Below are 10,810 nucleotides of genomic sequence, written 5' to 3' on the forward strand. Positions count from 1 at the left end.
ACCGGCCATGGCACCGAGCTGGCCCGCGGCAAGGAGACGCGCGAGATCAACGGTCGCCACTACGTGCTGGAATACCCGATCCACGGCGACGTCGCGCTCATCAAGGCCGAGCGCGGCGACCGCTGGGGCAATCTGGTCTACCGCAAGACCGCGCGCAATTTCGGGCCGATCATGGCGATGGCGGCGAAGCTGTCCATCGCGTCGGTGCACGACGTCGTCGAGTTGGGCGAGCTCGACCCCGAAGCCATCGTCACGCCGGGCATCTTCGTGCAGCGCGTCGTCAAGGTTCCGCGCACCGTGACGGGCCCGGCCGGCTTCAAGGGCGCCTGACGCCAACGCGGCCCGCACGTGCCCCATTGAACAGAGGTTTATCGACATGCAAAAGCTCAATCGCGACCAGATGGCCGCCCGGGTCGCCAGAGACATCCTCGAAGGCGCCTATGTCAACCTCGGCATCGGACTGCCGACCATGGTGGCCAATCACCTTCCCGCCGATCGCGAAGTGTTCCTGCACAGCGAGAACGGCGTGCTGGGCATGGTCCCGGCGCCAGACAAGGGCGAGGAAGACTACGACCTGATCAACGCCGGCAAGCAGGCCGTGACCTTGCTGCCGGGCGGCGCCTTCTTCCACCACGCCGATTCGTTCGCGATGATGCGCGGCGGCCACCTCGACATCTGCGTGCTTGGCGCGTTCCAGGTGTCCGCGAAGGGCGATCTCGCAAACTGGCATACCGGCGCGCCCGACGCCATTCCCGCTGTCGGCGGCGCGATGGATCTGGCGATCGGCGCGAAGAAGGTCTTCGTGATGATGGAACTGCTCACTAAGCAAGGTGAAAGCAAGCTGGTGGCCGAGTGTTCGTACCCGGTGACGGGCGTGAATTGCGTGAACCGCGTGTACACGGATCACGGTGTGTTCGACGTGACGCCGAGCGGGTTCGTGGTGCGGGAAATTATCAAAGGCCTGTCCTTCGACGAACTGCAGAAACTGGCGCAAGTGCCGCTGACGTTTGAACCGCTCGAAGCGGCTACCACGCTCGAAGCGTGATCAACGCGTAATCAGGAGAAGTGCATGAAAGAAGCTTTTATTTGCGATGCGATTCGTACTCCGGTCGGCCGTTACGGTGGCGCGTTGTCCTCGGTTCGCGCCGATGACCTCGGCGCCGAGCCGCAGCGCGCGTTGATGGAACGCAATAAAGATGTGGACTGGAACGCCGTCGACGACCTGATCTTCGGTTGCGCGAATCAGGCAGGCGAAGACAACCGCAACGTCGCGCGCATGTCGGCTTTGTTGGCCGGTTTGCCGGACGGCGTGCCCGGCTCGACGATCAACCGTTTGTGCGGATCGGGCATGGATGCAATCGGCGTGGCCGCGCGGGCGATCAAGTCGGGCGAAGCCGCGCTGATGATCGCGGGCGGCGTGGAAAGCATGAGCCGCGCGCCGTTTGTGCAGGGCAAGGCGACCACGGCGTTTTCGCGTCAGGCAGAGATCTTCGATACGACCATCGGCTGGCGTTTCATCAATCCGCTGATGAAGAAGATGTACGGCGTGGATTCGATGCCGGAGACGGCCGAAAACGTCGCGACCGACTATAAGGTGAGCCGCGAAGACCAGGACGCGTTTGCTGTGCGCAGCCAGCAGAAAGCATCGCGCGCGCAGAAGGACGGAACGCTCGCGCAGGAGATCGTGTCGGTTTCCATCGCTCAGAAAAAGGGCGATCCAGTGCTGGTCTCGCAGGACGAACATCCGCGCGAAACGAGCATGGAAGCGCTCGCGAGACTGAAGGGCGTCGTGCGTCCTGACGGCACGGTGACGGCGGGCAACGCGTCGGGCGTGAACGATGGCGCGGCGGCTTTGCTTATCGCCGATGAAGACAGCGCAAAGCGATTCGGCCTCGTGCCGCGTGCGCGCGTATTGGGCATTGCAACCGCTGGCGTGCCGCCGCGCGTGATGGGCATTGGCCCGGCGCCGGCATCGCAAAAGCTGATGAAGCGCCTGGGCATGACTATCGATCAATTCGATGTGATCGAGCTGAACGAGGCATTTGCATCGCAAGGTTTGGCTGTGCTGCGCATGCTTGGTATTGCCGACGACGATCCTCGCGTCAATCCGAATGGCGGCGCGATCGCGCTCGGCCATCCGCTCGGCATGAGCGGCGCACGCCTGGTAACGACCGCGATGTATCAGTTGCATCGGACCGGTGGACGCTTTGCGCTTTGCACGATGTGTATCGGCGTGGGTCAGGGTATTGCGATCGCTATCGAGCGTGTGTAATGTCTGAGCCGACATTTACGGCGTCGGGACGGCTGACGGACCTGATCTGCGGTACGCGCGAGATGAACGCCGTGTGGTCCGCGCGTCAGACCGTCCAGTCGATGCTGGATGTGGAGGCGGCGCTCGCGCGGGCATCGGCTGAGCATGGCGTGATCCCGGCGGGTGCAGTCGACGCGATCGTGGCCGCCTGCAACGCTGATCTGATTGTTGCTGACGCGTTGATGACCGGCGCCGCATCCGGCGGCAATCTCGCGATTCCGCTGGTGAAGCAACTGACCGCCGCTGTTAAAAGCCAGGACGCCGATGCAGCCAAGTACGTGCATTGGGGCGCGACGAGCCAGGACATTATCGATACCGGTACTGTCTTGCAACTGCGTTCCACGTTCGACTTGCTGGAAGCGGGTTTGCATGAAGCTTGCGACGCGCTCGCACTTCAGGCGCAGACATATCGGACGACGCCGGCAATCGGCCGGACGTGGCTTCAGCAGGCGTTGCCAATCACGCTCGGCCTTAAATTCGCCCAATGGCTGGATGCGTTGACACGGCATCGCGAGCGTCTCGCGCAGTGCCGTTCGCGTGTGCTGGCGTTGCAATTCGGCGGCGCGGCGGGCACGTTGGCGAGCTTGAGGGACAAGGCGCCGTTGGTCGCCCAATCGCTTGCCGATGACCTCGGCCTGCAACTTCCTTCATTGCCGTGGCATACCCAACGGGATCGCGTAGCAGAAGCAGCGGCATGTTTCGGCATGCTGACTGGTACGCTCGGGAAAATCGCCCGCGATATTTCCCTGCAGATGCAGACAGAAGTCGGCGAACTGGCCGAGCCGGCTGCGGCGGGCAAGGGCGGTTCATCAACGATGCCGCACAAGCGCAATCCCGTGGGCTGCGCTGCTGTTTTAACGGCCGCCATGCGCGCGCCGAATCTGGTCGCGACTGTGTTCAGCGGCATGGTCCAGGAACATGAACGCGCGCTCGGCGGCTGGCAGGCCGAGTGGGAAGCGCTGCCGGATCTTGCCCGACTGACGGGCGGCGCACTCGCACAGATCACGGCGATTGTCTCGGCCATCGAAGTGAATGCCGGGCGGCTCGCAGCGAACCTGGATCTCACGCGCGGACTGATTCTCGGCGAAGCGGTGATGCTCGCGCTGGGTGACCAAATTGGCAGGCTCGACGCGCACACGCTCGTGGAACATGCATCGAAGCAAGCCGTTGCAACCGGCGCAACGCTTTACGACGTTCTCTCGAACGACGCACGCGTCACGCAACACCTCTCGCTTGTTCAACTGCAAGCCTTGCTCGACCCGGCGAACTACGTGGGCCAGGCGCACGCTTTTGTCGATGCCGCGCTGCTTTCGCATCGAATCCCTTCTTCCAGGAGTTTTCCGTAATGCCTTTTGCCGCCGTCAACGGTATTCAACTTTTTTATCGCATCGACGCCACCGCCGGCAGCGACGCACCCTGGCTCGTGTTGTCGAACTCGCTCGGCGCCGACGTCTCGATGTGGACGCCGCAAGTCGAGACGCTCGCGGCGAAATATCGCGTGTTGCGTTACGACACACGTGGTCATGGCCGTTCGGACGCACCCAAGGGCCCGTACACGCTCGCCCAGCTCGTGGGTGACGTGATCGGATTGCTCGACACACTCGGCATCAAGCGCGCGCACTATTGCGGGCTTTCGATGGGCGGGCTAACCGGCATCGCGCTCGCTGCACGCCACCCGGAGCGCTTCGAGCGCGTGGTGTTGTCAAATACGGCGGCGCTGATCGGCTCGGACGCAATCTGGACGCCGCGGGCGGCGAAGGCCCGCGAGGAGGGCGGCATGCCGGCATTGGCCGATGCCGTTCTGCCGCGCTGGTTCACGGCTGGCTTCATGGCAGCGCAGCCGCTTGTAATGTCGGGTATTCGTGACGTGTTCCGCCACACGTCGGGCGAAGGTTATGCGTCGAATTGCGAAGCAATCCGCGACGCCGATGCACGTGAAGAAGCGAAGACCATCAAGGCGCCGGTGCTGGTTATTTCGGGCACGCATGACCTGTCAACGACCGCTGCGCAAGGGCAGGAACTGGCTGGATACATTGCGAGCTCGCGCTACGTCGAACTCGACGCCGCGCACTTGTCGAATATCGAGCAAGCGGACGTTTATACGAAAACCTTGCTTGAGTTCCTGGGAGCCTGACATGACCGAAGACGAACGTTATGAAGCGGGATTAGGCGTACGCCGTGAGGTGCTTGGCGATGCGCACGTCACACGCTCGCTTGAGAACCGCACGGATCTCACGACCGAATTCCAGAACCTGATCACGCGCTACGCATGGGGCGATATCTGGACCCGCCCGGGTTTGCCGCGCCATACGCGCAGCCTGCTGACCATCTCGATGATGGTCGCGCTCAACCGCAGCGAAGAACTCGCGCTGCATTTGCGGGCAGCGAAAAACAACGGCGTAACACGCGACGAGATCAAGGAGGTGCTGCTTCAGACCGCTATTTATTGCGGCGTGCCGGCAGCAAACTCGGCGTTTCATCTGGCGCAGAAAATCTTTGATGAGGATGATCGCGCGGCGTAGCAATCGTTGTAGCAATCAAACGAAATTTAGGAGCAAGGCGGAGACAAGCGTGGCCTGACAAGATGCGGCGGTCGATGTTGTTTGATCTGGGCGGCGGCGTGGTGAACCACGCCGCCGTTTTTGCATTTGGGGTTGTGGGTTTTGCTTTCAGGGGCTTGCTTGTTTGAACGCGTGTTTGTTTTTGTAGCTTGATCGGGATAAAGATGACGGCCGTTCATGAATATTTCGTCGTGGTCATTTTCTGTCACATAAACACAAAAGGTGCGCATAAAGCGCTCTAAACCTCTGCCGAATGGCCTATCCCCATCATTTTAAGAGTTTACTGATAGGGGAAATTTATCTTGATCTGTCACAGTGGCACACGAGCGTGCTATCGGCTTTCTGCCTGACAGGAACCACTATGACCAACTGCTGGCTCCCGAAGCAATTCGGTGGCTGTGTGCATTCCTGCGCACGCTCAAGTCGTCGGTCCGGATCGATCGACCATCCGGCCCGATGCCAATGATTCCGAGGGCGCGTCCGCGTGTCTAAGACCTGAGTGAGCAACAGAAATGAACAAGACGCAGCGCGTGGTATTGAGGAAGCAGAACGAGGTGTCCGCCAGCTTGTGTGAGGCTCGCTCGCGCGGTGTTGTGAAAGCAGCGTGTTCCGTCCGGCGATCCCGCATGGGCGCAGCGCTACTTGTCGCGCTTGCTCCAGTCTCGTTGCTGGCCGTGTCGCCGGCATCCAGTGCTGCACTTGTCGACAACCTGGCGAACGTTTCAAGCGAACGCGCTCAAGTCTATTCGTCTCAAGTACGCGAAGCATTGAGCGCCGTCACGCCGTCCGTGGTGGGATCGTCCGGGGAAGACGTACGCCGGCTTGCGGCAGCCGCTTTGTCCGGACCCATTCTTACACCGGATCAGATGATCGTATCCGGGCCAACGGACAGTTCGAATCAGACCTTCGCGGTCGGCACGAATGCGGTCGCAATGGGTGTAAATGTCCACGCGAGCGGAGACTATTCCGTTGCGGCTGGCTCATACGTCAGCGCGGAGTCCGGTTCGGTGGCGCTGGGATCGGGGGTGTCGGCGGCGGGCAGTGAATCCACTGCGCTTGGTGTGCGCTCGTGGGCCGATGCGGACCATAGTCTTGCTGTGGGCTGGCGTACGAGTGTCGATTCGAATGCCACGGATTCACTCGCGATTGGCTCGGGTACGCGGGTTCATTCGGTAGCGGCCGGAGCGATTGGCAAGGATAACTCCGTGAATGGAGCGGGGACCTACGTAATTGGAAACAGTAACGGTGCATCAGGCGCGGATTCGTTCGTCCTGGGCAGCAACGTAACCGCGAGAGGACAGAACAGCATCGTGCTTGGCGCGCGCAGCGACGGTTCGCTGAACAACGTGGTATCCGTGGGTAACGTTGGGACTGAGCGGAGGATTGTGCACGTGGCGCCGGGACTGAATCCTATGGACGCAGTCAACATGAGTCAGTTCAACGCTCTGGACGAGAGAGCCAGTGGGTCAGTCGCGTATGACACCGCGAGTAAGAACGTGGTCACGTTCGGCGGACAGGCCGGCGCACCTGGGGTCGTGCTTACGAACCTGAAGGCCGGCGCGTTGAGCGCGCAAAGCACTGACGCGGTCAATGGCGCGCAACTGAACGCGACCAATTCAGACGTACATGACATTACCTCATCGCTCGCCATATTGACCCGTGCGGAGCCTCTGAAACTCGCTTATACGGACGACGGCAAATCAAGCATTGTGCTCGGCGGAGCCACTGGCACGATCTTGTCGAACGTGAAGGCGGGCGTCGCGGATCAGGACGCCGTGAACGTGGCTCAACTTAAAAACGCGGGCCTGATCGACCCAACGGGCAATATGATCGCCGCCATCACCTACGACTCAAGGGCCGATGGCTCCGTCAATCGAAGCAGCGTGACGCTCGGTGGTTCGGACGCCAGGTTGCCAGTCGCATTGCACAACGTTGCCGCTGGAGTCGTAAAAGCAGGCAGCACGGACGCAGTCAACGGCGACCAGTTGTTCCAGACGGCGCAACTTGTCGACGGCCTGCAGAACGGCGCCGCGCTCAAATACTTTGTATCGAACACAACGCTTGCGGCAGCAACCGCAAGTGGCCTCAACGCCACGGCGATCGGCGGTAACGCGCAAGCCATGGCCGGCAACACGGTTGCCCTCGGCGCGAACTCGGTGGCTGATCGCGTGAATAGCGTGTCGGTGGGTGCGACGGGCAACGAGCGGCAGATCACCAACGTTCAGGCCGGCACGGCCGACACGGATGCAGTCAACGTCGGGCAACTAAAGAGTACAGGTCTGGTCGACCAGACTGGCAAGGCAGTCACCGCACTCGCCTACGACAAGAACGCAAGCGGCGCGACTGATTTTGGCAACGTCACGCTCGGACAGGGCATTGCTGGTGGCACAGCGATCCATAACGTAGCTGCTGGCATGCTCGCCACTGACGCCGTGAACCTGGGTCAGTTGAACGATATCGTTACCCATGTCAGTAACTTCGTGACATCAAGCAGCGCGCTTTACAGCGCGGCCGGAGATGCATCAACTGAAGCGGCGACGGCGAGCGGCACTCATGCCGTAGCAATGGGGGCGAACGCCACGGCCAGTGCCGCTAATTCAGTGGCGCTCGGGGCGGGCTCGCTGGCAGATCGAGCGTCGTCGGTATCGGTGGGAGCGGTTGGCAGTGAGCGGCAGATTACCAATGTCGCGGCCGGTACGTCGGCAACGGACGCCGTCAACCTGAGCCAATTGAACCAGTCAGCCAGTTCCACGCTCAGTCAGGCCAACAGCTATACGGATCAGCGTTTCAGCAATACCGACCAGCAAATTCGCGACCTCGACCGCAACACGCGCAAGGGCATTGCGTCTGCGTCGGCGCTTAACGTCGTGACGCCATACCTGCCTGGACGAACGACGCTGAATGCGGGGGTGGCGGCTTATCGCGGGCAGGCGGCACTGGGCATAGGCGTTTCGCGCTGGAATGACAAGGGCAATATCAACTTCAATGGCGGAGTGTCATCGTCGGGTGGCAACAGCACTATCGTGCGTGCGGGCGTGGGCTACGTGTTCGGCAGTTGACTAGCGTAGCGAATCGAACATTGCCGTCGTCACGGGCGGCACGCACAGCAAGTCCACGGAGCGCGAAGCGCCGTGGAAGTCACCAGGTCGAACCATGAAAAAAATTATTCTCGCAGCAGCCTGTATCTATGCGCTGGCGGGCTGCGCCAACACGGAACTGCGTGACAGCTTGGGCATCCAGGACCCAACCGTACTGCAAACGGGGTTCGGTACGCAGCAAAGCATACAAGCGGGCGCGGCTGTGGAGCCTTGGGCGAATGTCTACGGGAACATTGAAAAACCTCGTGAGGTACTGGTATTGCTGCAGGCTCGACTCGATCAACTGGATCAACGCAAGGACACCTATTTTGGTTACAAGGACCAATGCTGGATCGACGTGGCAAAAAGCGAGATCGATGCGGGAGATCGTTGGGGATTTGTAGAAGAGTCGATCGGCGAGGCTGCGCGCCTGATTGCTGGACTTGAAGGTACGCAGCCGTTGTCACCCGATAACCCGTCGCTGCGGACGGTCGCGGTGTTGCGTCCGGATCTGGAGGCGAGTCTGCGGGCGGTGATTGCGGATTCTCGGTTTGTCAACTGCCCGCAGGCACAGAAGCAGACAGCATGTGCCGGAGTGAAGTTGATGCACGCGGGCCATGATGCGTGGACCCGCCAGTTCGCCAAGGCAAAAATCAAGATCGACATGATCGAGTCAACACTCGGTGAAGCACAGCAGAGTCTTGACAGTTGCGTGATTCCGCAGGAGAGCGTGAGTTCGACCGACCCGTTGCCCGAGCTTGTTACGTTACCTGTCGACGCGCTGTTTGCGTTTGGCGGCGGCAGCGTTGAATCGATCACATCCGACGGCCGTGAGAGGCTCGATGGTTTGATCGCGAACGTGAAGGGCGATGGCGCCGTGTCGTCGATCACCGTGTCGGGTTTCACTGACCGTTTAGGCAGCGAGGCGTACAACCTGCGGCTCTCGCAGCAGCGTGCCGAGACAGTCCAGCGTTATCTGGTATCAGGCGGCGTGGCGACAGCAGTGCAGGCACGAGGTTATGGCCGGGCATCGCCGGGAACGGATTGCCGGATGCGGGACCGACGTGCGCTGGTGACTTGTCTGGCAAACGACCGGCATGTCGAGTTGCGCTTTTTACGCAAGGAGAAGCAGGGGACGTGAAGACGCACGGATTCAACTTCATAACGTATTCTGTGGAGAACGTGGACCTGCTTCGCGGGAGAGGCAAGCGACGCTATTGACGGTGACGGCGGTAACCCACTATGCGTGCTCGCGAGCACCTGGAACCGGGAGAGATCGAGTACACGCGGATCATGACGAAGCCTTCCATGTATGCCGCAACGGCTCGGCGATCAGGAGCCGCCGCGGCACATGCTCAGGGCCTAGAAGGCATAGTAAGGACCGTTGCCCGCGGGTGTCGCACTCGCTTCGATCGCGGTAAAGACGCGTTTCCCGAAGAAGAAGGGCAGGCCCCAGTCGAAATAGTTGCTTGCTGGTCCCGCCAGATTGCCGAGCGCGTTGTTACCGCTTGCGAATAGCGACGTCGCGTTGCCTATGGTGAACGTTACGTTGCTTGTCGCGCCGTTGATGCCGGCAACTGTTGCAGACAGACTTTGAACGGCGGTTGGGCAGAACCAGAAGCCGCACCTCGGCACGGCGCTCAGTGCCAGGAACAGGCCGTTCGATCCGCTGTCGATGAAACTCGTGCTGTAGGTTTGCCCTTGAAATGCGGTCGAAACAAACCCTGTCATCGAGTTACTCGGGAGGACCTGAGCGCTGCCAAGCAGATTGTTCGCCTGTGAGCCAATTCCGAACGTCATGGTGCCGGTGACACTTGCTGCACCAGTGGCGTCGACCGCGGGCAGCTCGATGACAAGGCCATTGTTGTCGGTGGCGAATCGGCTTATTGGATTGGTCACCTGCAGTGCAACCGGCAGGGTAGCTGCCGCGCACGCGCCCGATGAGCAGCCGTAATACCAGCGTGGCAAGGCGGTCGCGGCACAGCCGCTGCCGCAGTCGGCGCTGAACGGGCCTACGCCGAGAATTCCGTTGCTTCGCAGGGCGGTAGCGGTCAGCATCGGCAGACCCGAGTTACTGCAGTCCGTGGGTACGGCTGGAATAGCCGGGTCCGCGATGACCTGGATCGATGTCGCCGCTGCCACCTCGCCGGCCAGATGCACGTCGGCAGTACGCACCGAACCCCATGTGTAACCCGAGCCGAACACCGTGCAGCTTGCCGCGGTCGCCCCCGTGCTGGCCGTCACGGAGGGCAGCACCAAAGGTGGCGCGAGCGCGGAAGCAAGGATACGCAATCCCTGCGAGCCCGTGTCCACCTGGATATTGTCGATCGTCTGGCACGTGCTTGTTCCCGGAATGCAGATCGTCACGCTGGTTTGCAGCATGTTACGAGTACCGGTCGTGATCTTTGCAACGGTGATGGGCTGCACGTTGGGTGTGGTCGACTGAGCGACTGTGTTGGCTGGCGCGACAGCTTCGGCGGGGGCCGCGGCAGCAGGCGCGCTGGCGGCGGGAGCTCCGCTAGACGCGAGCGGAGCGCTTGCTGCCGCCGGGGAACTTGCCGCGGGTGCTGCGGCGCTGGTTGAATCATTACCGCCACCTCCGCCGCCACCGCAGCCGGACATCGTGACGCTAGCGGCAACAATAGCCGTGATAAGTGCGCAAGTCAGGTTTCGCATGATCACCCCTATTCAATATCTGCTGCCGTGACACCGGCCGGCAACGCGCTGGGAAGCCAGGCACGGCCGCTGAAATCGCGCAAGCGCACTGCTGTTTCCACCATGAAATCACTGCTGCTCACTCGTGATGAGTGCAGCCCGCTTGCGTTGGGTAGCGCAACGCTCGCTTCTTGCCGATACCGATC

Annotated in this window: 10 protein-coding genes; 8 read left to right on the plus strand and 2 right to left on the minus strand. The window is 61.3% G+C overall.

Translation table 11 applies throughout. The annotated features are described in order from the left end of the window. From JWR14_RS05180 to JWR14_RS05215, 8 genes are all read left to right on the plus strand, one after another. The coding region (locus JWR14_RS05180; RefSeq protein WP_299702522.1) for a 3-oxoacid CoA-transferase subunit A at positions 1–330 on the plus strand (330 nt) is incomplete at its 5' end. A gap of 46 nt (positions 331–376) precedes the next feature. Further along, on the plus strand, positions 377–1,045 hold the full coding sequence (locus tag JWR14_RS05185; protein ID WP_299702525.1) for a 3-oxoacid CoA-transferase subunit B: 669 nt from the start codon (positions 377–379) through the stop codon (positions 1,043–1,045). A 24-nt stretch (positions 1,046–1,069) separates the two neighbouring features. Further along, a complete protein-coding gene (gene pcaF, locus JWR14_RS05190) occupies positions 1,070–2,272 on the plus strand; it encodes a 3-oxoadipyl-CoA thiolase (protein ID WP_299702528.1) in 1,203 nt (400 codons plus the stop codon). Next, on the plus strand, positions 2,272–3,657 hold the full coding sequence (locus JWR14_RS05195) for a 3-carboxy-cis,cis-muconate cycloisomerase (RefSeq protein WP_299702531.1): 1,386 nt from the start codon (positions 2,272–2,274) through the stop codon (positions 3,655–3,657). Before pcaF ends, JWR14_RS05195 begins: the two co-directional genes overlap by 1 nt. Further along, a complete protein-coding gene (gene pcaD / locus JWR14_RS05200) occupies positions 3,657–4,445 on the plus strand; it encodes a 3-oxoadipate enol-lactonase (protein WP_299702534.1) in 789 nt (262 codons plus the stop codon). The genes JWR14_RS05195 and pcaD overlap by 1 nt, the downstream gene beginning before the upstream one ends. Position 4,446: 1 nt before the next feature. Beyond that, a complete protein-coding gene (gene pcaC / locus JWR14_RS05205) occupies positions 4,447–4,833 on the plus strand; it encodes a 4-carboxymuconolactone decarboxylase (RefSeq protein ID WP_299702537.1) in 387 nt (128 codons plus the stop codon). A gap of 551 nt (positions 4,834–5,384) precedes the next feature. Continuing rightward, positions 5,385–7,931, plus strand: coding sequence for a YadA family autotransporter adhesin (locus JWR14_RS05210; protein ID WP_299702540.1), 2,547 nt, complete (start codon positions 5,385–5,387; stop codon positions 7,929–7,931). 94 nt (positions 7,932–8,025) lie between these two features. Continuing rightward, the gene (locus JWR14_RS05215; RefSeq protein ID WP_299702543.1) at positions 8,026–9,090 is read left to right on the plus strand and encodes an OmpA family protein; all 1,065 of its coding nucleotides are present in this window, start codon (positions 8,026–8,028) and stop codon (positions 9,088–9,090) included. A gap of 221 nt (positions 9,091–9,311) precedes the next feature. Here JWR14_RS05215 and JWR14_RS05220 read toward each other — a convergent pair whose 3' ends face one another. Together JWR14_RS05220 and JWR14_RS05225 are read right to left on the minus strand one after the other, a co-directional pair. After that, entirely contained in the window at positions 9,312–10,625 is a 1,314-nt protein-coding gene (locus JWR14_RS05220) for a DUF3443 domain-containing protein (RefSeq protein WP_299702546.1), read from the minus strand. An 8-nt stretch (positions 10,626–10,633) separates the two neighbouring features. Then, positions 10,634–10,810, minus strand: a 177-nt coding sequence (locus tag JWR14_RS05225; RefSeq protein WP_299702549.1) for a DUF2844 domain-containing protein, incomplete at its 5' end; no start/stop codon positions are given.

It is taken from the genome of Caballeronia sp. (genome assembly GCF_028292365.1).
Taxonomy (GTDB): domain Bacteria; phylum Pseudomonadota; class Gammaproteobacteria; order Burkholderiales; family Burkholderiaceae; genus Caballeronia.